Genomic DNA, 26,822 nt, shown 5'->3' on the forward strand with positions numbered 1-26,822 from the left:
ATAAAGTTAACTTCGATGTTGTCTTACAACGAAGAATTATACAGCATAGTGATATCAGTAGCTTCAATTGTGTATTATTGGTTATTTTAACACGAATAATCATCTGTAATTAAGTTTATGTATCAAGCATTTGCGGTTAGAATTAGTAAAGTGGTGTTGTTACTATTGTTTTCAATTGGATATAGTCAAGAAGCTATAGACAGTGATGAAGCTTTATTACGACATCAGGAGCTAACCGCCACTATGAATGCACAATTTCCTGTAGACGATATCAAGACTTTCCGAAGAGAATCTTTTACTGAAGATGAATTACAGGAATACCTTATGAAGCATTTTGAGCGAATGGAGTTACTTCCATATATTACCGACCACATTACGTATAAACTCGATAGCTATTTTCATTCGGGTAACTGGTTTTACCAGATAGGGTTGCCGGAAGAGAGTATAAAGTCTAATAAGGAAGCATTGAAATATTATCACCAGGTTTCTGATCAGCTTACCGAAGGTACTAAAGAGGAATTTTATGTAAAAGTATGTTTTGCGTATTCCGCCTTAGCCGAAAATTATGCCAGACTTTCTCTAAATGATAGTGCTGCGGTTTATCATCTTAAGAATATTGATTTTGCACAAACAAGAAACACCCCTTATTATCCTTCTGCATTAAATAATTTGGGTCTTTTTCATTATTGGAGCAAAAATGAAACCGACACGGCATTGGTCTATTTTAAAAAGGCTTTCGATATTACGAGGGCGGAGTTTCCAAATCATTATCTCATTGGAAGTATCAGGGATAATATAGCAGATATTTATATGGATCAGGGTAAAACGGAGGAGGCCGGACACTTATATGGCCTGAATTTCGATTTTTACCAGCATATCATTAATAAGGATTTAAAATCTTTAGACATGCCTCGTATTATAAGTGCGGGAGCTCAGCATATGAATGCTACTTTAAAACAAGATAAGCTAGAGGATGCACAGCAGACGTACTTCAGGTTGAATAGTCTTATAAATGACCCTAAGAATAAAGCCTGGGAATACCAGAAGTCAATGCCTGAATTCTTAAAAGCTAAATCGATTTTGTTGTACAAAAAAGAAGCCTTTAAAGAGGCTTATGAAAATGAACAATATTTAAATCGACTGTCTGACAGTCTTTATCAAGTTTCAAAAGATGTAGATAAAAGATGGCTAACCGCTACGAATGATATTGTTTTAGATAAAATAAGATTAAACTATAAAATGGAGCAATCCATTAAAGAGAATAAAATTAAAAACCAGCGATTAAAATTATACATTTCAGCTTCGCTGTCCTTATTGGTAATAACCTTACTTACCTCTTTATTCTTTAGCAGGCGACAACATCTAATTAATGCCAGGAATAAACGCCTTCTCGCTGAAGAACGGTTGAAATATGCTGCCGTACAAAACCAACAATTAGAAAATGAAGTAGCGGCTAAGAAAAGAGACCTTTCTGATTTTGCTATTAATCTTTCTCAAAATCAAAAATGGGCAGAGTTATTGGCTAATAAAATTGAAACGTTAAAAGCCACTAAAGGCAGGCAGCGAAAAAGTTTAATGGATGAATTGGAGCAGGAGATCAAGAATAAAGTGAGTTTCGACTCTGAGAACAAAGAGTTTTATGAGCGACTTGACAAGTTAAGTGATGCCTTTTACCGAAAATTAAAATCTAAGTTTCCCGAATTAAGCAAAACAGATAAAAGATTGTGTTCATTGATTCGTCTGAAAATCAACAGTAATGAAATTGCACGTTTACAAAACATTACCATAGCGTCTTTAAATACCAGCAGATACCGTCTACGCAAAAAGCTTAACCTCGCTAAAGAGGTCGATCTCGATGACTTCATTCAAAGTTTATAGTCTTTCCTATCTACTGATATTCAAGCAATGAAGAACATCTATTCACTCCTTGTCTATAATTAGTCTATAGTGATTTTTAGTGTTAGACGCTGATTTTCTGTACTTTAGAACTAAAGATTTAGCAAGGAACTATGCTCAACTTATTTCTATTAATAGCATTGAAATAAGTACACAACATATCACCAATGTTAGAGCACATTAAATAGTTCCGGTAAAAACTTCCCCCAAGCCAAGTCGGTTAACAAACATTAATCACCAAAACTTTAACTCAAAAAATCAATCACAATGAAAACATTTATTTTTGGTTTGGTATTTTTAGGATTTACCAATCTAACAGCTGCTCAAGAGGTAATTGCCTCAGTTAATTATGATAACAGTTCATTTAAAAGCGAACTAACGACTCCATTAAAAAACAGTGAATACTTATCAAATTTTGATACAAAGAATGTAAGCGAGGTTATTTCAGACTTTCAAAAGTATGTGGCAAATTACGACTTAGCAAATGCTAAGATATATACTTCAGAAGATCCTTCCATTTATCACATCTCTTTTTCTGAAGGCAATAATAGAGTAGAGGCCACCTATAATCAGGAAGGTGCATTGATCAGTTGTATTGAAAAATATGAAAATGTGCGCTTGCCATTAACGATAAGTAGTAAGATCGCCAGGCAATATCCGGATTGGGAATTCAATAAGGTACATTGTACCATTAAATACGTTAAAAATTCGGATGCTATTATTGCTTATGAGGTAGCTATTAAGAAGGATTCAAAAAGAAAGACCGTTAAATATACCCTATAAAAAAACTCACTCCTTTTTTAAGGAGTGAGTATCAAGCACTTTATTGGTTTCAAATTAGGGTCTAAAACCCTGCAATTTCATTGCAGCACTTTAGTTATATTAAAAATTATATCTTTATGAGATGCCAGAATATCAACTAAAAGGATCTCATACCATTAGTCGTTTGAGTTGCCATATAGTATGGTCAACGAAGTATAGGTATGAAGTACTAAAAGGAGATATTCAAATACGTTGTCGGGATTTGCTGATTCAAATATGTGAAGCAGAGGAAGTAGAAATATTAAAAGGAGTGGTGAGTTCAGATCATGTTCATATGCATATAGAATATTCTCCCAGACAGAGTATTAGTTTTTTGGTAAAGCAGATGAAAGGTCGTAGTTCAAGAAAATTACAGCAAGAATTTCCTCAATTAAGTAAAATGTATTGGGGGAAACATTTTTGGGCAACAGGTTATGGAGCTTGGAGTACTGGAAATATCACAGATGAAATGTTCAATGAATATTTAGAGCATCATAGAAAACCAAATTCAGATAACTCTAATTTTATATTAGAGTAAAAAGAGGGACTTTAGTCCCTCGTGTAACAAACCTATGGACTTTCAGTCCATAGTGGTTTAGTTAGTTAATGGGGCTATTTTATTATAACAGGTCCGCCACCGGAACAACTTCGATCAAATCCATCGCAATCCTGATCTATATTATCTCCACATATTTCCGGAGCTCCGGGATATACAGTCGGATCGGTATCATCACAATCTTCACTGGCGTTAAAACCATCTCCATCCGCATCTAATTCCGGACATCCATTAAGTTGGGGAACACCAGCTACCAATGGACAGGCATCTAGTGAATCCTGTATCCCATCGCCATCTGTATCAGGACATCCATTAAACAATATGAGGCCAGGAACTTCAGGACAATCATCTACATTATCATTAACACCATCATTGTCGCTATCAATAATATCAGGTGTTTCGGGGTTACAATCATCATCTATTCCATTAAATACTATTTCAGGGTTACCAGGAAATCTCAACGGATCGTTATCATCACAATCTAAATCTGATGAAACCCCATCATTATCAGCGTCAACAAGTTCGGGAGCATCCGGTGTATTCGGATTACAATCATCATCGATACCATTATTAACAATTTCGTTGTTTAAAGGGCTTACATTGGCATTCAGGTCATCACAATCGCCCATTACTCCAAATTCACAGGCATTATCAGGTACCGTACCGTCATTGTCCTGGTCATCTAATCGAACATCTCCATGTGAAGCATGGTCATCCCAGGAATTATCATTTACTTCAATAATATCCCATGAATTATCCTCCGAATCATAATGACAAATCTGAATTTTCTTGTCTTTACTCTTTTTAAAAGTTACATTTTCAGGATCTAACATTAATTCATCGTCGTGGTCTGATGTACATCCGCCCGTTATGCAAACAACCATTGTGATTGCTAATGCGTTGATTGCACGTCTGGGTGTTAAAAATAAAATACTGCTTTTCATAAAATAAAAGTTTTGGTTATTTAATATTTACTTCGCTTGGTGTGGAAGAAACTTGCGGTATACGGGGGAGGTAATCAGTGCTCTAAATTAAATGAATATCTGCACGGAGGCTCATTTTAGTAATAGACAAATAATCAACAACCACTAAAAAAGGAGATTCCACAACAACTTTTAAAAGGGGTAAGTGGAATTTATAAAACCAGGATATTAATCTTTTCAGAATCAGGAATTAAAAATTAAGCAAATCTTAAGGATCGTGAATTGATTATTTTTTCGATTTGTAGTTCTTTTGTATGATGCGTATTTTAATTGTTGAAGATGAACCCGGAATCGCCAATTTCCTCAAGCAGGGTCTTGAAGAGGAACTCTATACGGTAGACGTAGCTGAAGAAGGAGATACAGGGCTGGAACTGGCGCTTACGGGCGAATATGATTTACTTTTACTCGACTGGATGTTACCGGGAATGAGTGGAATCGAAATTTGTCGCCGTTTTCGAAAAAAATCTAAAGACACCCCAATCATCTTTCTAACAGCGAAAGATACGGTTAGTGAAACCGTGTTTGGATTGCAGGCAGGAGCAAATGACTACATCAAAAAGCCTTTTCATTTTGAAGAACTTTTAGAGCGTGTAAAGGTTCAGCTCCGTAATTCCGTAGGTGAAAATTCCATATATGAAATTGGTCCGATTACCTTGAATAAAGACACGCATCGGGTTTTTCGGGAAGATCAGGAGATCATTCTAACCCAAAAAGAATTTGCTTTGTTGGCCTATTTACTTCGAAACAAGGGGAAAGTATGCACACGTACCAAAATCATTGAAAACGTTTGGGATATCCACTTTCAATACAATACGGGCGTCATCGATGTTTATATTAATGCCCTTAGGAAAAAGCTTAACCTGACCGACAAAGAAAATTATATACAAACCGTACGAGGGGTGGGTTATATAGCCCTGGAGAAATGAATTTAAGTTTTAAAAATAGAATTGCCTTACATTATATGATCGCTACAGCAGCGATTATGCTGATTATATTTAGTGTTATATTCTTCATCGTAAGAAGTACCGTATACCGCAATTTAGACAGCGATTTAGCGTATGAAGCCCATCGGCACACAGATGAGATTGTGGTTGTAGGCGATAGCCTAAAATTCATCAATAAATTAGAGTGGGAAGAGAAAGAACACCGAGAAGTACAGGTAAACCCTGTTTTTCTCCAAATTATTGATAAGGATGGGAAATTGATGGATAAATCTCCCAATCTGAAACATGAAAGTCTTGCCTACCGAAGTCATGCTTCCAGCAGGGATCATATTAATGCCGAACTTCACAACCAGGCGATTCGACAGGTACAGATCCCTATAGAACAGCAGGGTGAAACCAAGGGGTATATTCTCGCTGCCATGTCACTCGAATCTTCTAAAATGGTAATTCTCAAGCTTAAAAACGTGCTTGTTTTTTCGTTTTTAACTGTTTTAATCGGGCTTTATTTTATTTCCAGGTATCTTGCCGGTCGCAGTATTCTTCCTGTATCTGAGATATCGAATACCACTAAACGGATCACCAAAAACAATCTGAATGAACGGGTTAATTTGCCCCAACGTAAGGATGAACTTTATGATTTGTCTTCCAACTTTAATGAATTATTGCAGCGCATTGAAAATGCTTTAGAACGTGAACGCCAGTTTACCTCAGATGCTTCCCACGAACTTAGAACCCCTTTAGCTGCCTTAAAGGGTACCCTCGAAGTCCTCATCCGAAAACAGCGCACTCCGGAGGAGTATATAGATAAGATCGGTTATGGATTGCAGGAAATTAACCGAATGTCAGAAACTATCGATCAACTGTTATTATTGGCTCGAGTAGATTCAGGTAAGAGTCTCGATGCCGGAATGGAGGTAAGTCTGCCGCTGGTCATCGACGAAATTCTTGCACGTCATAAGGAGCTTATCGAAGAAAAACACTTACAGATTACTACTCATTATGATGCGGAGACCGATTTAAATACCCCGCAATACTACACCATGCTCATCATGGAGAACGTTATACACAACGCTATAAAATACTCACATCAAGAAGGAAGCATTAAGATTGGGATAGAAAGGAACGAGCAAGGTATTGTTTGTACTGTAGAAGACCGCGGTATTGGAATTAAAAAAGAAGATATGAATAAACTCTTTAATTCATTCTTCAGATCTGATGCCCTGGCTCATAGAAACATTAAAGGCAACGGTCTGGGCTTATCAATTGTTAAAAAGGCAGCAGATGCCATTCATGCCCGGGTTCACATAGAAAGTGAGTTAAATAGAGGCACTAAATTCACCATTGTATTTTAAGCGAATCTTAAGAAAGTACTTAGAATAGCTTTAGATAGCAAACCTACATTTGGTCTTTATCATTTATAAAGATTAATATGCTAGAAAAGATTATTCAGTACAGTATTCGCCATAAGCTTATTGTATTCCTTTTTACTGCGGGAATAGTAGGTTATGGTTTGTATGCACTATCTCATATTCCAATTGGAGCGGTACCCGATATCACCAACAACCAGGTTCAGGTGATTACTACCTCGAAGAACCTGGCTACGGAGGATGTAGAAAAGTTTCTGACGTATCCGGTGGAGTTAGAGATGACCAATTTACCCGGGGTTAAAGAAATCCGGTCCATTTCTAAATTCGGTTTGTCGGTAGTAACCATCGTGTTTGACGATAAGGTTGGTACCTATTTACCACGACAGCTCATTGCCGAAAAAATAAAAAATGCCGAGGAGAAAATTCCGGAAGGATTTGGAACTCCCTTTATGGGACCAATTACCACCGGATTAGGGGAAATATATCAATATGTTATTGATGTCGATCCGGAGTTTAAAGACAACTATTCTTTATCTGATTTGAGAACCATTCAGGACTGGATTGTTAAGCGACAGCTTTCAGGAATTCCGGGGGTGGTTGAAGTAAATACCTGGGGAGGCTACCTGAAACAATACGAAGTAGCGATTAACCCGGAGCGGTTAAGGGCGATGAACGTTTCTGTATTTGAGGTCTATGATGCGCTTAAGGCCAATAATAGTGTTGCCGGTGGTGGGTATATAGAAAAAGTGAACCAGGCCTATTTTGTTAGAGGGGAAGGGTTGGTAAACAATATTCCTGATATTGAAAACATCGTAGTTACCAACCGCAATGGCGTTCCTGTATACATAAAAGACGTGGCAACGGTGGGCTTTGGTCATGCCAACCGATTTGGAGCCATCACCGGAAACGGTGAAGGAGAAAAAGTGCTTGGACAGGTAATGATGTTGAAGGGTGCTGATTCGAATGAAGTTATTAAAGCTGTTAAAGCACGGGTAGCAGAACTACAAAAAAGTCTGCCGGAGGGAGTAAAGATCAATGCATTCCTGGAGCGTAGTGAACTCATCGCTAAAACTACATTCACCATAGCGGAAAACCTTATTCTGGGGTGTTTAATTGTCATCTTTGTGGTAGTCCTGCTTCTAGGGAACTTCCGTTCGGGGCTGGTGGTAGCGTCCGTTATTCCATTGTGTTTATTGTTTGCTCTTTCATTGATGTATATTTTTGGTGTGGATGCGAACCTGATGAGCCTTGGAGCCATCGATTTTGGTATTATTGTAGACGGATCGGTTATTATTGTGGAGTTCATCGCATTCCGGATTACCAGTCAGCGTAACCAGCTATTACAATTACCCAAGGTAGAGCGACAAAAGCTCATAGATAAGATTACTTTTCAGGGGGCTACAAAAATGATGAATTCGGCGGTTTTCGGACAACTCATCATTATCATCGTATTCATTCCAATACTTTCACTAACCAATGTAGAGGGTAAAATGTTTAAACCGATGGCATTGGTATTTTGTTTTGCCCTTATAGGAGCCATGTTACTGTGTTTTACTTATGTACCTGTTATGGCATCTGTATTTATTAAACCGGGCGACCCTAATAAGAGGACTATTTCGAGAAGACTTATCACCTGGTTAGAGAATAGCTACCGTCCGGTTATTACCTGGGCCTTAAAAAAGCGAAAACTCGTGATCGCTTTGGCCGTTAGCTTACTGGTAGGAACAGCATGGTTGTATTCAAGAATGGGAGGGGAGTTTGTACCAACCCTTGATGAAGGTGATTTTGTAATTCAACCGGTGCTAAAAACCGGTACTTCACTAAGCCGAACCATAGAGGCGACTACGAAGATGGAGCAGGTATTAAAGACCTTCCCGGAAGTTGATCAGGTGGTTACCAGGATTGGAGCCGCTGAAGTTCCAACTGATCCGATGTCGATGGAAGAAAGTGATGTCATGATCAAGTTAAAACCCAAGGGTGACTGGACGTCTGCTGAAACAAAGGATGAATTAGCTGATAAGTTTAAAGAAGCCTTAACCCAACAGCTTCCGGGCGTAGATTATGAATTTACCCAACCTATTGAAATGCGATTTAATGAGTTAATTACGGGGGTTAGAGCCGATGTAGCCATTAAGGTATTTGGAGAGGATTTGGATATCCTTTATAAAAAGGGACTTGAAATACAAAAGGCTATCGAACATGTAGAGGGTGCTGCTGATATTTCGGTGGAAAAAATAGCCGGGTTGCCTCAAATGTCGGTAACCTACAACAGGCAGAAGATTGCCAAATACGGATTAAATATCGAAGATCTGAACAGGATTGTAACCATGGGATTTGCGGGTGCCAGTGCCGGAACCGTATTTGAAGGAGAAAAGCAGTTCGACCTGGTGGTGAGATTCGATCAACAGCATCGCAGCGATATTCAGCATTTGGAAACAGCTTCCATAACATTGCCCGACGGACGTTCACTGCCTTTGAGTGAGTTTGCTGATATAACTTATACCAAGGGTCCTGCCAAGATCTCAAGAGACAATACCAAGCGCCGTATCGTAGTGGGTATCAATGTCCGTAATCGCGATCTGGAATCAGTGGTGAATGATGTCCAGAAGATTATAGAGGACCAGGTACATCTACCGCCGGGATATACGATTAGTTACGGCGGACAATTCGAAAACCTGCAAGCAGCTTCGCAACGTCTTAAAGTAGCGGTTCCAATCGCATTAATTCTCATATTCGTCTTGCTCTATTTTGCTTTTAACTCCGTTAAGGAAGCCTTGATGATTTACAGTGCGATTCCCTTATCTGCAATCGGAGGGGTCTTATTGCTATACTTACGCGGCATGCCCTTTAGTATTTCGGCAGGAGTAGGGTTCATTGCCTTGTTTGGAATAGCGGTATTAAATGGGATTGTGCTTATTGAAGAATTTAAAGAATTAAAAGCCCATGGAATGACGAACATTCATAAACGTATATTAACAGGAACCAGAAACCGGTTACGTCCGGTATTATTAACAGCATCTGCTGCAGCATTAGGATTCTTGCCGATGGCTATTTCCAGTTCTGCAGGAGCCGAAGTGCAACGTCCGCTGGCCACGGTGGTTGTTGGTGGACTGGTAACGGCTACGTTGCTGACTTTAATTGTACTTCCGGTATTGTACGCCTGGTTTGATAGTAAAAAGCCTATCAAGCCTTTTAAAAGAAAGCAGCTTGCTACCTTGCTCATATTCATCTTACCGGTGGTTGGTATGGCCCAGGAAAAAGCGATTAGCTTACCGGAAGCCATTGAAATTGCCTTAGAGAACAACCATGGAATACAAGCAGCCAGGCAAGAGGTGCAACAATCGGAAGAATTTGAAGGTAGTGCATTTAACCTGGAGAAACCACAGGTGTATTACCAGTACGATGAAAATAATATTGCTGAAAACGGGGAAGCCTTAAGAGTATATGGGGTAACCCAGCAGTTCAGATTTCCGACCATTTACGGTACCCGAAGTAAAGTACTGAAACAGGAAACGGCCATGGCTTTACAGGTTTATAATATGCAGGAGCGCACCCTGAGAAAAGAGGTCTCTATAGCTTATTTAAGCGTGGTATATCAGCAGCAACTGATCCATCAGTACAATTACCTAGATAGTTTGTATAAAGCTTTTTCAAAGGCAGCAACCAGGAAATTCGAGTTGGGAGCCACTAATATGCTGGAGAAACTCACTGCAGAAACCAAACAAAAGGAAGTAGCCATGGCATTAACGCAGAGTCAAAAAGATTACGACAAGTCTTTGTTGGAATTAAGACAGTTATTGCAAGCTGAAGAGGTTATAACGGTACAACAAACGAATCTGGATCGATTGGATTATAAGGAAATCGATACGATTAATCACCCGGGATTGACTTATTTTCGTGAAAAGCAAGCCTTATCGGAGCTTGAGTTATCGATAGAAAAGCAGCAATTTCTTCCGGATATCGAGGTATCATTATTCCAGGGAACCAACAGTATGGTGGGTGCTAAGACCTACCGAGGTTTCCAGGCCGGACTTACCGTACCGCTTTGGTTTTTCAATCAGCGATCGAAGATAAAAGCAGCAAAAGCCAGAAGGGCTATGACCGATCACCAGGTTCAGGACTACCAGGTACGCCTGGAATCGCGCAATGAAAAGCTGCATGCCGATTTAGAAAAGTATGATCATGTGCTCTCTTATTACCAGGAAACCGGTAAAAAAATGGGAGATCAGCTCACGCTGAGTGCTTCTAAAGCCTATAAAAGTGGTGAAATCGATTTTTTACAGTACGTACAGCTACTGGAAAATGCCCGTGATATTGAGATCAGGCGTCTTGAAAGTCTTTTCAACTATAACAAAACAGTACTTGAATTAAACTATATAACCGAATAATAAGTCATTATACCATGAAGATTAATATATACATATTCCGATCAGTGATGTTTTTAAGCCTGTCAGGCTTGCTGTTCACTTCCTGTAATTCAGAAGGAGGGAAGGACCTTAGGGAACAGGCTATCAATATCCCCGATACTTCCAATTCGGATCACATTGTTATAACGGAGAATCAATTTAAAGCTGCGCAGATGCAGGTAGACACTATTACACCAACAGCTTTCTATCAAACCGTTAAGGCAAACGGGGTTTTTACGGTTCCACCGGAGCGTAAGGCTTCTGTAAGTCCGTATTTCTCAGGTTATGTAAAAGAACTATCGTTATTGCCCGGAGACCAGGTGCGCAAGGGACAAGTATTATTTACCCTTGAAAATCCGGATTATATCAGGGTTCAGCAACGATTTCTGGAGGCAAAAGGCCAGCTAAGGTATTTAGATGCGGAATACAAAAGGCAGCAGGAATTGATGAAAGACCAGATCACTTCTGAGAAAAATCTATTAAAGGCAGAAGCTGATTATAGTGTTATCAAGGCGCAATACGAATCACTAAAAAAGCAGTTATGGTTTATGAACATTAACCCGAATACGTTGAGTGCCTCTAATCTACGTTCAACCATAGCAGTAATAGCACCTATAGAAGGCCATATCACCAAGATAAACACTCAGAAAGGCGCTTATCTGAATCCTTCGGATATGGCGTTGAGTATCACTGATACAAAGCATTTACAAATAAAGACCCAGGTTTTTGAAAAGAATTTACCGCAATTAAAAGCAGGTCAGCCGGTGGTATTTAAGGTTCAGAACGGTAACGAGGGAAGTTACCATGGAACCGTTAAGCTTATCAATAAGGCTATAGATGAACACGACCGTACGGCGAGTGTGTATATAGACCTTAAGGACGATGAAGCTGCTGATCATTTTGCACCGGGAATGTATGTAGAAGTAGCTATTGTAACTGCTAAGGATACTTTGAAAGCTTTACCGGAAGAAGCTGTGGTTGCTATTGACAATGACTATTATGGATTGGTACGTATCAATGAAACGACCTTTAAACAAGTAGGCATTAAAATTGGGAAAACATCGAATGGTTATGTGGAAATTGTAAACCCTGAAGTATTTGAACCGAATACGGTATTCTTAACGAAGGGAACCTTTGAAATGATCATGCAATAATAAAGCATTAGAAAACCCATAAAGTACCATTGGAGTAGTTTGTGGGTTTATTTCTAAATATTCTATTTTACATAATATAAATTATAGTTCATTTATATCTATAGAGAAAATTGACGAATGCTTGTATATTACATCATTGCAGCTTTAGCAACACGCTCGTATTTTATATCGAAAGTAATTATGTAAAAGTCTATTTGCAATACGCCCGTTACATTAGTACTTATTATTGTCGGTATCTATAACAACACCTCAATGTTTTATCTCGTTGTTAATAATATAAAAGTCAATTGGTCCTGGTTTCAGAAACAAACCGTGATTCTCGTATATCATTTTAAAGCTTTCTTAAAAAACACCCTCTATCAAACCTCCCTTAATCTAAAAAATAGCAGGCAATAGATGTTGTGTTATCATTTTATCAATATCAGCATGCATATAGGGTAAGCCGTACCCTGAAGCGGTAATGACAATGACAACAGGGATGCCTTTAAAAATAAAGATTTTGTTTCCCATGCCATGCCCCAACTGTTTATAGAATACCATTTAATGTATTGGCTACTAAACAGGTTGGAGCATTCATTTAAATATTGAAGGTTAAAATCAACTCACTGATAAGGTCTTAAGTTTTTCTTTAGCGTTGTTGTTTTCAGGGTTGAGCTCCAGGCTCTTTTCGTAATATTCAATCGCCTTTTTCGTATCTCCATTCATCATATAAGCTTCTGCGAGTGAATCATAGGCATCATACGAATCAGGGAAGGCATATACCTCTAATTCAAACAAATCGATTGCTTTTTTATAGAATCCCCTGTTTATCATTTCATAACCTTTAGCATTAATATCTAATTCTGATAGATCAATCTCAGAGGCTGCTATAAGTTTTTCTGCAGTAGTTATACCGTCCTTTAAATACGCATTGATTACATCTTTAGTAAAGAAATAGCTCTCCAGCTTAGGTGTAGCTCCTGAAATTGTCTTTTCTATAAAAAACCGAGCGTCTAAGAAGCCTTCTCCCAGGTCCTTATTGGTTAAAAGAACTACCGTATAATCTTGTTTTCCGAAAACTCGCCATTCTGCACCTACTCCAAAGTGGCCCCCGCTATGGCCATAAACCCCTGATCCTTTACCTCCCGAAAACTGCATACCATATCCATATGAACCACTTTCCGGTTCTTTTTTCATAAGATCTGTATAAGTCGCTGAAAGTAATTGATTGTGTTTAAATGAAGTCGCAAAATTGAAAAGATCATCTATTGTGGATCTGCCTCCACCGGCGGGACTCCCCTTCACCCCACTCATAAACAAGGTCTTTTGAAGTTTATTTGGATAGACATCAGACAAGGTATAATGTTCGGCTGCATTAGGCGTTGGATGATCAGCATCAAAATTGCCTGTGTTCTTCATTTTTGCAATCGAAAAAATATGATCTTCTATATAGTTAGCATATGGCATTTGTGTAACCGCTTCTATTATTCTGCCAAGCATGATATAGTTAGTATTTCGGTATGCAAACTGTTCATTTGGCCTGAATTCTAATGGTTCGTTTTCATATAAAGGGGCAATACTCTCTAAAGTTCTGAATTGTTCTTTAGAGGTATTAATATACTTCTCAGAGCGAAAATAATTGGGTAACCCGCTTCGATGTGACAATAATAGCCTAATCGTAATAGCTTCTCTCGCCTCTTCATTCGGGTAGTCCGGAAAAAATTTTCCGATCGGATCATCCAATGATAGTTTTCCGGCTTCTATGAGTTGGAATATTGCTACGGCGGTAAATGACTTCCCAACGGATGCATATGAAAATTTGGTGTTTGTATTATTTTTTACCTGATGTCCGATATGGGCATAACCAAATGCTTTTTTATACAAAACACTATCGCTCTTGGCTATTAATACGGCGCCACTGAAGCCTTCCAGTGCCTCCAGGTAATTATTAATTTCTGTAATATGATTGTCACTGAAAGTTACGGGTTGTTCATTCGAACATGCTATTATTAAGGTAGCAATGATTGGTAGAAAAAAGTTTTTCATTTTAGTTGGTACAGTTTTTAGTTATTTTTTTTAGTAATTCAAATAATTGAATACGTTCCGGTTCTGTTAGTCCATTTAAGGCTGTAGTCCTGTTTAGGGATATAACGGGGGCTAATAATGAAATGGCCTTTTTACCCTTATCGGCAATTGTTAATGTTGAACGTCTTTTGTCTTTAGCATCGATCGTTTTTGTTAAATAGCCTTTCTTCTCCATTAATTTCAATATCCGGGTAATAGAGGCATAATCTTTAAACACTAAATCAGCCAACTCCATTTGAGTGTGATCGGTATTTTTATCTAAGATTAGCAGTATGAGTGCCTGGTCGACCGTTATGTCCGGAATCACTTCTGATATGTTTTTTGCACTTAGTTTGCGATATGCTTTAATGGTTTCCTCAATTGCATATAAGACTGTATTGGTAGGTGTATTTATTTTCATATTTATTTGATATATCAAACAAAAGTAGCAATTTATTTGATATATCAAATAAACACACTAAAATGTTCGTTGAAGTTATTTGTTGAATGGGAGGTTTTTACTTAAAGCCTATTGGGGAATTAATATGGGTTGGGCACCCTTAAGGCGCAAAATATATACACTCGAATCTTATTACAGTCCTCGCCTGCCACTTATAATGTAGTTTGAACATATTGGAAGATGCCATTGCAGTTTTGCATATGATTTAGAACGAAATGGCGCATAGTTAATTCGTATTAGTTTACCATTAACAACTTCCTAACTATTGTACTAACTATTTTTATTCGATCATTTATCCCCAGATTCAATCAAGCTAAACTCATAAAGCGGTCGCTTCACCCCTCCTTTCGAACTGACTTTACGCCCTTTTTCCAGGCATTGACAATATCGTTCAGGTTTCTGGTGAGCAGGCTTTCGTTGACGGTAAATTTCACGATGCCTTGATCATTAGCTCTTCCCAACCAGATATTATGCTCGTTATACAAATACATGGCCAGGTCTTTTAAATTGATGTCTTCCCTCAAACGCAGGTCATAAATATTGGTTCCCTTATCAAGACTGCTGATGTTCACCCCATCGATGGTATTCAACTCAGTGATTAAGGATTGGGTGCTTTTGATCACCTGTTGCCACCTCTCTTCAATACCCTTGAGGTAATGCAGGGCCATGGCCGTTTGATTCCAGCTTTGGAATACGGTTCCGCCAAGGATCTTCACCTGATGCGATACCTGGTCAATAACAGCTGCATCTCCACAGAGTATGGCGCCTCCGCTGGCATTTAAGTATTTGTATAAGGATATATATACCGTATCAAATTGTGCTGCATATTCGGCTATGGAGACTCCGGTATAAGCTGCAGCAATATGTAGCCTGGCACCATCGAGATGCATTTTATAGCCTTGTTGCTTGCAATAAGACGCTATTTCCTTTATGGCTTCTATAGGAACAATTCTTCCATCGGCTCTTCTAACAGGATTTTCGATCACTACCGTTCCTAATCCGCTTTTAAAAACCTCTTCGTGCTCCAGGTAGGAAATTTTCGTTTTCAGATCTTCCAGGCTAAAAGTTGACTGCCCGTTGCCTACCGGGATCAGTCGTTTCCCATGAACGCTTTGGGCTGCATCGGCTTCATCTCTGAAAACATGTGAATTTTCAGGGACCATTGCTTTCGTATTGGTTCCATTCAGCAATTTAATTGCCAGTTGATTCGCCATGGTGCCAGTTGGCAGGTAGATAGCTTTCTCTTTCCCGGTTAACCTGGCAAATTCTTCCTCTAATGCTTTGGTTGCTCCACCATTTCCATAAAAATCAGGTTCGATCGGATGGATATTGCTAATGGTGGTTAGTTTTTCCAGGTATTGCTTCGGGTCGAGCGATAAACCATCAAAAATAAAATTAACGGCTGTGGGATTATTTGTCGGTTGATTTTTGGCCCCGGTTTCAAAGGGCAAGGCGCTCATGCCTATGCCTGGTATCATAAGGGGTACTGCCGTCAGGCCACATTGTTTCAGAAAGTTTCGTCTTTTATTCTCGTTATTCATTTGGTTGGTTTTAAGGTCTTAGCCGGTTAAAATATTCATTCATTGTATCCCAAATCGCATAATACTCTAATTCTTTAGCCCTGTTATCGTTCCCCATATCGGTATTGATCACGATGTATCTTCCGGTCTTATCTTCCTTATTGAAATAGAACCAGGTACCGACCCCGGCATCGCCCCCGGAGTGTCCGACATAACCTTTAGCACTATGGCCGATAAAAATGGCAGGGCTATAATCTCCATTATACGGATTACTGCTATTTCGTTCGTCAAAATGGCGAGCATCCAGTTGTTCAGCGAAGAACTCTTTATAGCTTTCCTTCTTGAGTAAAGTCCCCTCCCCACTATATCCTTTCACCAATTCCAACAGGTACTTTGCCATATCGCTACTTGAGGATATCAACATCCCATCCGGATAGGTAATCCCTTTATAGAAAGGCAATACGGTCTGATCGTTTCGGTACAATCGCGAGTGCATAGAACGATCTATAGCTGCCAGGGACCAACCTGTATCCTTCATCTGCAATGGATCCAGTATATGTTTTTGTGTAAAGGAATCAAAGGTTTGCCCTGTTGCTTTTTCTATGATCAAGGCGCATAAAGTGGCGCCTATATTGGAGTAATTATAGCGTTCACCGGGTTTGAAATTAATGTAATGATCATTTTGATAGTATTCCCCGGTGGTGGTTAGATATTCCTTTAGAAACGTTTCCATGGGCATATCGGCTTCGGATGGGTTTAGTTGCTGATAAGGATAATCGGTACTCACCTTACTTAAATCCTGATCTTTTTCCAGGATCCAGGCTCTGTTCATGTACTGATCGGAATCGTTTATACCCGAAGTATGGGTTGCCAAATGCCTGATGGTTATTTTTTCATCTGGATAATTTGGGTTTATTACCTGAAAGGGCAGATAGTTTTCAATTGGGTCGTCGAGTTGTAGTTTACCGATTTCTTTGGCTTTCATCAAAGCGATCCCTATTAATGTTTTAGATACGGATGCAATATGTTGTATGGTATTTTCAGTGTATTCTTTTTTGGTTTCACGGTCGGCATATCCGAAGCCTTTGGTGTATAAGACCCCGTTTTGATCGACCATGGCTACAGCAAACCCATTTATTTGTCCGTTTTTCCAAATACCCTCTAATTCGGCGGTCAATGAATCTGATGCTGTCGGTTGTGTTGTTGCCTGGTTACTTTGATTGTTTTGCTTACAGGCTATACAAAGGAAGCTTAGGATAAGTAATCTGATTGCGTTTTTCATGGGTTATTTGGTTTCCTTTTAAAGAGATCAATAATTGTTTCTTGTTACAGTTATGGTATGAATTCATTTTTATTAATCGTTAATTTACAGCTCTCATCTATCGCATGCTCCCCTGTTCTGAATATCAAACAGCTCCTCTTTGTTCTTAAAAATACGCAATTGTTTTTAACCGTTAATTATGAACATGAGATCCAACAAATAACTTTAACTTTATGCCCGTGATATGTCCACCGTACATTTGAAGTTATCATCATACAATGAACTCAACAGAAACATACCGATCATTTACCAAGAGTATATTCAACACCTACAGTCCGCTCAGTGATGATACGCTAGCCACATTGTTTGCTATAGCTTCCATACAGCACTTAAAAAAAGGATCCATATTGCTTGAGGTTGGTCAAATTTCAAAGCACATACATCTCTTATATGGAGGTGCTGTCGTTTCCTATTACCTACATAACGATGGTAACCTGTATCATAAAAACATTTTTTTAGAAGGTGATTTTGTAGGATCTACCGTATCAGCAATTACCCAAAAGCCATCTCATTTCGCATTGGAAGTTGTTGAAGATGCCATGCTTATCAGTTTGGATTATAGCCAATATCGAGCGCTGATGGAGGACCATCCGGATCTTAAGGATTTCTATATTGCTTACCTGGAGAAAAACTGGGTTATTGATAAAGAAAAGCGGGAAATAGAAATTGTACTCACAGAAGCCAGGGAACGATACCTCGATTTTATCCAAAAACACCCTGATATTGAAAATCGGGTTCCATTGCGTTATATTGCCTCTCACCTTGGGATTACCCCAACTCAATTGAGTAGGATTCGAAAAAAATTACAGGAAATTTAATCGAATCAACATATGTAAAGAATAAAGTCAAGCCGACTGCTCATCTTTGCCATATGAAAATATTATTTTACTTATTAGCCTTTACAGGAGGCATATTTTTAGCTATACAGGCAGGGTTTAATTCGCAGTTGGGTTCGCTTTTAAAGAATCCCGTTATTGCGGTGATATCAGCTTCTATGGCCAGTGCCGTTTTTGGTCTGTTTTATATGTTTTCGGTTGGTAAGGGAAGTATACAGTTGAGCAACTTCCATCAAGTGCCCTGGTATTTATGGTTTATTGGGGGCTTATTTAGTATGATTGGCATCTCGCTTTATTTTTATACGATTCCTAAACTTGGTATTTCAAAAATGATTGCCTGGGGACTCTGCGGTCAGCTGTTGTTCTCCCTGCTAGCCGGAAAATTTGGCTGGCTTAACCTTCCGGTAGAACCTTTAACAGCCAGACGACTTTTAGGTGCCTTTGCCATGGTGGTTGGTATCGTTTTAATTAACTCAAAATAAAACTTAACAATGAATAAAACAGCTTTAAACATTAATAACCTAACGAATTTATGGACGGTAGCCGGAGAAGTATTTCAGGGATATTCAGAGCATAATGGAGTTTATTGTTCCCATATAAAAAACACCCAATGGCCGAATCGATTGTGGACTGACACTCCTCTTTCCGCTGGACTAAAGCATCAATTGAAAGGGAGTATGGAAAAGATACCCGGACTTACTTTTTCTTATTTTAATAATGGACATACGTCTCCTTTTCAGACCGATCCTGACTTTATGCTAAAATCTAAGCAGTATGGGATGAGTATGGAATTAACTGAAAAGTTCGGATCTAAAAAAATCTTTGATTTTAGAACGGTAACAAACCGTGAGGAGGCCGAATTATGGAGCAAGGCTTTTCATTTGGCTTTTAATTATAATATCAGCGTTGAAACGGTTCTGAATACAATGAATACGATTCCCTATATTCTTGTTTCTGAAGAGGAAGTACTTGTTGGTACCGTTATTTTACATATTACTGAACAGGTAGCCGGGATCCATAGTTTGGGTATTGTTCCTTCACAAAGAAAAAAAGGCTATGCCACCGAAATCATGTATCATATTATGAATGAGGCTATCGACTCTGATTCAAAACTAGCCACGCTGCAAGCTTCGGAGATGGCGAGAGCCATGTATGAGAAAATGGGATTTACAACTGATTTTTTAATGGAGAATTACACCCTAAAAAACGAACTATGAAATTTATAGAAAACCAGGAATGGCGTTATGCCACCAAAGAATTTGATCCGAACAGGAAAATTACTGCGGAGCAATTGGAAAGTTTAAAGAAGGCCATACAGCTATCGGTCTCTTCTTATGGCTTGCAATTGTATAAAGTGCTAATTATTGAAAACAAAGAAGTCAGGGCAAAACTACGTCCGGCTTCCTGGAATCAATCGCAGATAACGGATGCCTCTCATTTATTCGTTTTTTGTAATTATACCCGGGTATCTGAGCAAAACATCGATAGCTATGTAGAGCTGATAGCGGCTACCCGAGAACTGGAAAAAGAGAACTTACAGGGTTATGGTGATTTTATGAAGGCGAAGATCGATGAGAAATCGATTGATGATCAATTTCAATGGACCAAACATCAGACTTATATTGCTTTAGCCAATCTGCTGTCTGCTTGTGCCGAGTTAAAAATCGACACCTGTCCGATGGAAGGCTTTGAAGCTGCAACGTATAATGAAGTATTGGGATTAACTGAGCGAGGCCTCAATGCTTCCGTTATTGTTCCTGTAGGTTACAGGAGTAATACAGATACTACCCAATCGCTGGCCAAAGTTAGAAAACCATTGGCACAATTATTTGAAATGCTATAAATAGGAAATCAACCAAGCTTAATTTTGTGAATGAATGGGTATGCCCCTGCCCATGCTTTAGAAAGGCCCTTCGGGGCTTTTTGGGTTGACATCAATTGAATTTTTATAGCAAACAAATATTAAAATTTAAATCCTCCTGTTTTTAAAAAGGTAAAAGCTGCCATAAAAGACAGCTTTTTAATGCAATTAATAAAGTTTATCGTTAGTACTATGGTGTTGTACGGACTTTAATTACAACAAAGTATTGACTTTGTGATCCGGTATATTGAACTCGATCATCAAAATCACTGCCCGTATCGTTATTATAGATTTGCCAGGTTTTGTTTGGATCTATTTTACCGGCTTCATCGAGGTAAATTCTTCGTTTACCTACACTCACATTTGTTAAGGCATGAGGTGTAACCAAATTGTTCCAGGTACCATTAGCCAACTTCTCTGTTTGAATAGAATCAACTTCTAAATTCCCTCCAATTACAGTAATATATTCGTCCGTCTTTTCGACCACAATATCAGTATGTGATGACGCACGATTTACCTCCTGGTTTGATCTGTTGACTACATCATTATAATTGACTGCGGTACTCCTTCCTACAATATCTCCAACTTGAGGAGCATAGTCACTAATTTTATAACCCCAGAACGGATTTCGACGATTATTGTTTTCTTTGTTCAAAATGGCTTTAGCTATAAAATCTACATGACGTTGAGACCTTACAAACACAGAGTTACTTGAAATCCCTGCTTCCCGAACCAGGTATCCGATAAAAGCAGCACTCCATGCAGCTCTCGTATTAATATTGTCGTTGGCCCTCGCTGTTGTAAAGGCTGTCGTTGCAGAACCCGTATCATTTGTATCAAAACAAGCCAGCCAGTAATCTCTTAACCGTTGTTCTACATGGCTCTCTGTTTCCCAGAAAGCATCGCCGGTATGAAAGCCTCCATTATGCCAAAATTCATACTCACTAATTGCCCGGTTTTTCAAAGTATCCTTAAAAGTAGTCATATTAGAAGGTACACCATTCATCCATGTGATACTTGGTCCTTGTCCTTCAGATAATTGAGGTATAGCTTCTGCAAACCTTACTATCTGGAAAAACAGGCTTCCTGAATTGTCGGTAACCATTTGTTCGAACATCTCTATAAAATCTTCAAAATATTCGAACTGCTCTTGTCCGTCAGCCGGATTTATAAACTTAAAGGTTACATCATTCTGATTATTGAGATCTCCTTCCATTCCAAATAACAATAAAGCATGTGGCGAGAAACCTTCACTACTATCAGCATCAACAGTCACCCAAAGCGGGCCATAATGACTTAACCAATCGTAATACTGTTGTATGGTATAACTTGCAGGTGGCATGGCTTCCATATTCAATGCCGTAATAAATTGCTCTTTTTCAGAAGCTGGCAGCCCTGTAGCATTATTGAACATATCTACATAATAATTTTCATTTGGCGGATTTAAATTGTCACCTGCCATTCGTAACACTTCCTGAATTGGATTGGAACTTCTTAATTTCCAATTCATCATCATGGTAGCTACGGTTGCCCAACATCCCATAGGAGGTTGAACTATACCTTCAACCTGGAAATTTACATTTATTGGGTGAGATCCTTCCGGTGGTCTTACGTCTATAGCCTCATGCGTACCATCTGCATCGGTACGTTGTGCCTGAACCGATTGCCCTCTACTGATAGCCTCCGAGGCGGGTTGCATTAACGATGGACGGTTCTGTTCTCGTTCAAACTGTTCACTCTCTCTTGCACTTTCACCACCGTCAATCTGTTGTTGTAGATGCTGACGTGTTAAATTTTGAGCATCTTCCTCGCTAATGTTTCCATCGCGACGGGCCTGGGCTATTCCATCGGCTATACCCTGTGAATTTTGGGTGTTATGTTGTTGGGTGGCAAGGCTCTTAGCCATTTCTGCAAAAGCTTTCGCATTTTCCTGATTAGACAGGTAGGTCTTCATAGCGTTTTCCTGGTTGCCGCTTAAACCGGTAATATCTTTAAACACTCCCGATTTACCTAACAGTTCCGACATCTGAGCTAATCCTGCTGCTGGTGCCGGTGCGTCCGGAGCATTCTGGATATTCACCATTGGGGTAGCAAAATCTTTATATTCCGGCTTATAATCGGTAATGGTTGGAGTTGGTGTAATTACCGGTGAAATTTGAGTTGGTTCTTCGGTTCTAAACTTATCCCAATCCTGAGATGAGTTCTCTTTTACCATTTCACAGGCATCACAATTACCCTGGATAGCCTCCATGAATACGCCTTTAGTAGGAACACTCAATCTGTACGGTGGTATTGGTGTTAAAGGTTTGTAGTAATCAAATAAAGTGGTCTCTTCGAATACATTATCCCCTATCTCTTCGAGCATATTATTTCGTCCCACCCGGTAACCATCAGCAACCGGAAATACAAGTGAGTTTCCTGTTATGGTGACCAGTTCATTCTTGACCACTGAGGCCAGACTGCGCATAACCGACTTGTTTCCTGTAGAAGTATAGGTCTGAATATTAAAGCCATCCAGTAACATATACCTTCGGTCGGGGTCTAAGTTAGCCCAGAGTATCTTGTTGTAATGCTCGAGGTTGCTATTGAGATGTTCTATCAGTTCATTTACTAAATATTCATCCTCTTTACGTGGATTTCTTTTTTCGAATGAGTTTAAAGGTGTATTAATATTCTCAACATCATCGTGTAAATCATTATAAATACGTCTGTTTATAAGAGTTGAGGAATGATGATCACTTCTATAATTAATTTGAATACTGTGAAGTTTAAAGGTCACAAAATCAAAGAATAAGTCATGATGTTCCCCGGTAAGTGGAGAAGAATAATCAATTTCTATTTCATCAATAGATTTTCGGGTAATACTGGCAGGAATGCCATTATCTTTAATATAATACTTAAGAATTCTATTCCCTCCTTTATACTTTCTATCCTCTGTAAGATCAATATCTCCCAATGGTGTAATGGAGATTCTTCCTCCACTTCCACCGGTGGCGTCATTAATTAGATTACTTACAATTTGAGGGGCTATATGTTCATTAAATATGCGATCCCAATCCGCAATCACATTACCATTAAAATATTGAAATAATTCTTGCAAGTCCATATCCAGTATCTGCGCATATGCTTCCCATAGTTTCTTTTCCTTTTCCATACCTGCAAAGAAATCCATAGGAGTAGGAGTCTCATCACCATCAAAAACAATTCCCATAAAGTCATCAAATACATTTATACCATTTGAGCCATCGAAATTTACCCTAATACATTTTGCAGGGGGTACACTTTCATAGTTAGCATCCAGCGTCATGAACATATCAAATATTTGTCCACGGGTTAAAACTTCCGTAGAAGTTGTATTTCGCTTAATAGACGGCCCTTTTGCTGCACAAGGAACAACAGCCCCCACAACCGAATCTTTGATATTTTCGCGAATTGTACCGGCTACATCTATTCCTGCGTCTGATGTAATGGTCTTTTTTATAACCGGAAAAGATAGTATTCTGTCAAACCTTGTTTTTGGTCTGGGAATATGTATGTTAAACTTCAAATGCCCTGAAAGTTCAGTAATAACTTCATCAGCATAGGTATTCTCAGGATAATCTACACGCTCATAAGCTGTTTTTATACGTTCATTCGCATCAAAAGCTTTTAACAAAGGATGTTGTCTTCTTCTAAATGAAAATGGTCTTAAATAGGTATTAGAAGGGATAGGTTTTAGATTTTTAGCTAAAATATCTTTCCACTTATGGATGTTCTCTGTTGAGAAATTGGTCATTAATAAAGGAACAAACACACATTCTTCGACATGTGAGAGTTCCTGGTAAATGGCATAATGTCTCAATACCTCGAAATACATCATCGTCAACGAATGGCAATGGTTATGATTGGCTACCGTTTCTGCGGTAACTCCATAGTCTTGTCCTTCGGTAACCGTAGTTACAACGGATGCATTTAGTTCGCGGTAACTTTCTGCGTTCTGCATCAGGGATTGTCTTAGTTTTTCACCAAAAGACTGAGAGATATTTCGGGAACTGTTTTGAGATGCAGAGGAATTTGAATTCGCAAATCCTCCGGCAACCCCTAAAGAAGCTCCAATTCCACCATAGGAAACACCTACACCTAAACCGGCTGACATTCCGGAAGTGTGTGCTCTGCTTCTTCCGCTCATATTTTCATTAATACCTCCACTGATCTGATCGGTAATAAATCGATCACTGATTAGTTCGGCAGATAAACTTTCTCCCTGGGAAATGCTTTGTGATTCTGCACCGGTTAATGAATGCGAAGATTCAAACACTACAATTTGTTTCTTTTGTCCGGGTGCCAGGGGTAGTGAATACACTAAATCTCCTAAAGAATATCCATCTGCTTTGAAAACGGATTTATAATGGAGTATATGCCCTGTGGCCACTGAAACTGCCTGATACATTGAAAGGTTTTCTTTCGCATCGGGAGCATCTTCCCAGCGAATAGGATTATCGAGTCCTACCTCTCTTCTATCAAGGGTTTTCTTTCCTCCTACCAGGTTATATGATATTTTACCATCTCGCTCCTTTTTCTTTTCCAGTACATAATTTGATACTTCAGGATCTGATATACGTACAATGGCGTTATAACTATATTCTCTTAAGGTTCTGTTGGGTGTAGAAAGATTGATACATGAACCTCCAATATCCTGAGTATATTCATCAGAGTTAATCAGGTCTTCCTGATCGGGTAACCTTTTGGCTTTTTTTGGGGTGTGACAACCGCAATCGTCTTCTTCGGATTCACTTTCCGGCACCTGCACTTCTTCATCAATCAGGAGCAAATAAATAAAATCGTCTGAAATAGTTTCATTGGAATTATCTTGATCTACATCCAGGTCAACCGGACTATTGGGCATTAAGGAAACCATGGCCTGAGCTTCAGTATAATCCCCATAAGGATAATCTAATGAAAAGTTTCCTGATTGGTCTGTAGTAGAAGAAGCAACGATTCGATTTATTTCATCACCTTCTTTTTTAGCCTGAACAATAATTGTTAGTCCATTTAAATTATACTTATCACCATTTTGCAGAACCTTTCCCCTCAATCGCTTCGTACTTCGTGGTATGCCTGTTTGCGGATCAACCTCTATGGTTCCGGAAGGGTACTTTTTTATTGTTATATCGAGATTCTGCAAGGTTTCGTCCGTTTTACGAAGTTTATCTTCCCAAAGTACGGCACCGTCGTAACCTTTAACCTTTATGGTTATCGGTCCGGATATATTGTTTGTGAGTATAACTTCGTCTTCAGTAAAATTGAAAGCTATCTTATTATTTTCAATCGTCCGGGCACTTGATAACCAATCGTATTTTAATATTTTGGGGGTTCCATCCGGATGTTGATATTCTACAGAGAGGTCGTAGAAATCTAAATCTTGCTGACTAACTTCCTCCTCTGAAATAATAGTCATTTCTCCTGCTATAGACAAGGTATTAATTTCAGGAACTGCGATTGGGAAATCGAATAATTTGTTGAAGTTTTCCTGTAAATATTCAAAAAACTCCTTGCTTATATTATATTCGGACTTCTTAAGAAAGTCTCTTAATTGTGTAATTCCAATCGTAAAATCAGCATCCATAAATTCAGGATGCTCTCCATTGAGATCAACAAGAATTTGGATAAAGTTTAATACAAATTCATCAGTGATATTCCTGTCCGGATGAGCTGCATCGAAAATATATTTAAATAACTCATACGCCTCTTTATTTATAATAAAAACACGATTATTGTATTGTTCAGGAAGATTTGACAAGCCTTTTTCATTCAATTTCTCAGTTTTTTTAGAAGTAATATCGCCATATGTGCTTCTAAACTTACCGTATTCCTCTTGATGATTACGCCTGTCAAAATCAGAAGAATAAGGGGATTTCAAATAGTAAATACCTTCAAATTCTTTTGACTTTATAACCTGATTCAGCCCATCTTTGATATCTATGGTAAATTTAAAGGAGTAATCATTGATATTGATTCCAACATCTCTTAGGATATCAATAAAATGATATAGGAAAAAGCCATAGATATCTTCAGTATCAGACCCGACCAATTCGGGTAATGGTAAATGAACCTTATAGGAGTTGTCATCAATATCCTGAGAGGTACTAAAAGTCTTATGGTCACTAACATATCGCGAAATATGACTCCTACTGATATTAAAAGAAAATTTAGGAATCTTTACTTCTATAGATATATTGTTTAAATCAGATGAACGCTGGTCATCTGCTGATGAAAAAGTAAATTGTACTGAAGCCATAACATTTGTTGTTTTTAGATTTTTGAGTCATTGATAAGGCTGGGGATCGTGGGCATTTTGATTATACTTAGCATAATCACGTTATAAAGATCTAAAACAACTACTTGTTAATCAATGGGTTATTCCCTTTTTATGAATGGGGATTTTTCCTTAGAAACTACACATTTATTAGAGGGAAGACTGTCTGAATTGTAATAAGAAAACAGATATGTGTTATGGTATGAGCTATTCGGATTATTTTCTCATAATCGAAGGCTGTTGGAAAATTTTTCGAATATAACAATGGTTTTTTCCTTATAAATGTGGTATTTCTACGCTCATACGTATTAACACGAATAACGTCCAGCCGGGTTCTGGATAATTAATAGTTCATATTGTTTTGGAGTAGATTCAAAAT

18 protein-coding genes are annotated in these 26,822 nt (G+C 38.6%); 11 read left to right on the forward strand and 7 right to left on the reverse strand.

Annotated features, from left to right (window positions below; genetic code table 11):
- Positions 1-117 precede the first annotated feature (117 nt).
- From P278_RS05835 to tnpA, 3 genes are all read left to right on the forward strand, one after another.
- On the forward strand, positions 118-1,878 hold the full coding sequence (locus P278_RS05835) for a transcriptional regulator (RefSeq protein WP_038263720.1): 1,761 nt from the start codon (positions 118-120) through the stop codon (positions 1,876-1,878).
- Between the two features lie 285 nt (positions 1,879-2,163).
- A complete protein-coding gene (locus P278_RS05840) occupies positions 2,164-2,679 on the forward strand; it encodes a hypothetical protein (RefSeq protein WP_038263724.1) in 516 nt (171 codons plus the stop codon).
- A 121-nt stretch (positions 2,680-2,800) separates the two neighbouring features.
- Positions 2,801-3,235: an IS200/IS605 family transposase gene (gene tnpA, locus P278_RS05845; protein ID WP_038263728.1), complete on the forward strand. Its 435-nt coding sequence runs from the start codon at positions 2,801-2,803 to the stop codon at positions 3,233-3,235.
- Positions 3,236-3,309: 74 nt separating this feature from the next.
- Here the strand turns inward: tnpA and P278_RS16895 are convergent, their stop codons facing one another.
- Positions 3,310-4,197 carry a putative metal-binding motif-containing protein gene (locus P278_RS16895; protein WP_038263731.1) on the reverse strand — a complete coding sequence of 296 codons (888 nt, stop codon included), beginning with the start codon at positions 4,195-4,197 and terminating at the stop codon, positions 3,310-3,312.
- Positions 4,198-4,493: 296 nt separating this feature from the next.
- On the opposite strand from P278_RS16895, the gene P278_RS05855 reads away from it, so the two are divergent.
- From P278_RS05855 to P278_RS05870, 4 genes are all read left to right on the forward strand, one after another.
- Complete coding sequence (locus P278_RS05855) at positions 4,494-5,162, forward strand: response regulator transcription factor (protein WP_038263734.1); 669 nt, start codon at positions 4,494-4,496, stop codon at positions 5,160-5,162.
- On the forward strand, positions 5,159-6,532 hold the full coding sequence (locus tag P278_RS05860; RefSeq protein ID WP_038263736.1) for a sensor histidine kinase: 1,374 nt from the start codon (positions 5,159-5,161) through the stop codon (positions 6,530-6,532). Before P278_RS05855 ends, P278_RS05860 begins: the two co-directional genes overlap by 4 nt.
- A 77-nt stretch (positions 6,533-6,609) precedes the next feature.
- Entirely contained in the window at positions 6,610-10,935 is a 4,326-nt protein-coding gene (locus P278_RS05865; RefSeq protein WP_038263738.1) for a CusA/CzcA family heavy metal efflux RND transporter, read from the forward strand.
- 14 nt (positions 10,936-10,949) lie between these two features.
- A complete protein-coding gene (locus P278_RS05870) occupies positions 10,950-12,107 on the forward strand; it encodes an efflux RND transporter periplasmic adaptor subunit (protein ID WP_038263741.1) in 1,158 nt (385 codons plus the stop codon).
- Positions 12,108-12,482: 375 nt separating this feature from the next.
- Here P278_RS05870 and P278_RS16835 read toward each other — a convergent pair whose 3' ends face one another.
- From P278_RS16835 to P278_RS05890, 5 genes are all read right to left on the reverse strand, one after another.
- A complete protein-coding gene (locus tag P278_RS16835; protein WP_262507899.1) occupies positions 12,483-12,617 on the reverse strand; it encodes a hypothetical protein in 135 nt (44 codons plus the stop codon).
- An 87-nt stretch (positions 12,618-12,704) separates the two neighbouring features.
- A complete protein-coding gene (locus P278_RS05875) occupies positions 12,705-14,132 on the reverse strand; it encodes a serine hydrolase (protein WP_051413435.1) in 1,428 nt (475 codons plus the stop codon).
- A gap of 1 nt (position 14,133) precedes the next feature.
- The gene (locus P278_RS05880; RefSeq protein WP_051413436.1) at positions 14,134-14,571 is read right to left on the reverse strand and encodes a MarR family winged helix-turn-helix transcriptional regulator; all 438 of its coding nucleotides are present in this window, start codon (positions 14,569-14,571) and stop codon (positions 14,134-14,136) included.
- A gap of 374 nt (positions 14,572-14,945) precedes the next feature.
- Complete coding sequence (locus P278_RS05885) at positions 14,946-16,151, reverse strand: threonine aldolase family protein (RefSeq protein ID WP_038263743.1); 1,206 nt, start codon at positions 16,149-16,151, stop codon at positions 14,946-14,948.
- Between the two features lie 10 nt (positions 16,152-16,161).
- Entirely contained in the window at positions 16,162-17,412 is a 1,251-nt protein-coding gene (locus P278_RS05890) for a serine hydrolase domain-containing protein (RefSeq protein WP_038263746.1), read from the reverse strand.
- Between the two features lie 257 nt (positions 17,413-17,669).
- Between P278_RS05890 and P278_RS05895 the strand changes: the two genes are divergently transcribed.
- The 4 genes from P278_RS05895 to P278_RS05910 are packed head-to-tail and all read left to right on the forward strand — an operon-like array spanning position 17,670 to position 20,130.
- The gene (locus P278_RS05895; RefSeq protein WP_038263749.1) at positions 17,670-18,269 is read left to right on the forward strand and encodes a Crp/Fnr family transcriptional regulator; all 600 of its coding nucleotides are present in this window, start codon (positions 17,670-17,672) and stop codon (positions 18,267-18,269) included.
- A 53-nt stretch (positions 18,270-18,322) separates the two neighbouring features.
- Complete coding sequence (locus P278_RS05900; RefSeq protein WP_038263751.1) at positions 18,323-18,769, forward strand: DMT family transporter; 447 nt, start codon at positions 18,323-18,325, stop codon at positions 18,767-18,769.
- A gap of 9 nt (positions 18,770-18,778) precedes the next feature.
- Positions 18,779-19,504: a GNAT family N-acetyltransferase gene (locus P278_RS05905; protein WP_038263753.1), complete on the forward strand. Its 726-nt coding sequence runs from the start codon at positions 18,779-18,781 to the stop codon at positions 19,502-19,504.
- Entirely contained in the window at positions 19,501-20,130 is a 630-nt protein-coding gene (locus tag P278_RS05910; RefSeq protein ID WP_038263756.1) for an NAD(P)H-dependent oxidoreductase, read from the forward strand. Before P278_RS05905 ends, P278_RS05910 begins: the two co-directional genes overlap by 4 nt.
- A 208-nt stretch (positions 20,131-20,338) precedes the next feature.
- On the opposite strand, the gene P278_RS05915 is transcribed toward P278_RS05910, so the two are convergent.
- Complete coding sequence (locus P278_RS05915) at positions 20,339-26,425, reverse strand: DUF2272 domain-containing protein (protein WP_038263759.1); 6,087 nt, start codon at positions 26,423-26,425, stop codon at positions 20,339-20,341.
- Positions 26,426-26,822: the final 397 nt, after the last annotated feature.

Origin of the sequence: Zhouia amylolytica AD3 (genome assembly GCF_000511935.2) — a bacterium.
In the GTDB taxonomy this organism is placed as follows: domain Bacteria; phylum Bacteroidota; class Bacteroidia; order Flavobacteriales; family Flavobacteriaceae; genus Zhouia; species Zhouia amylolytica.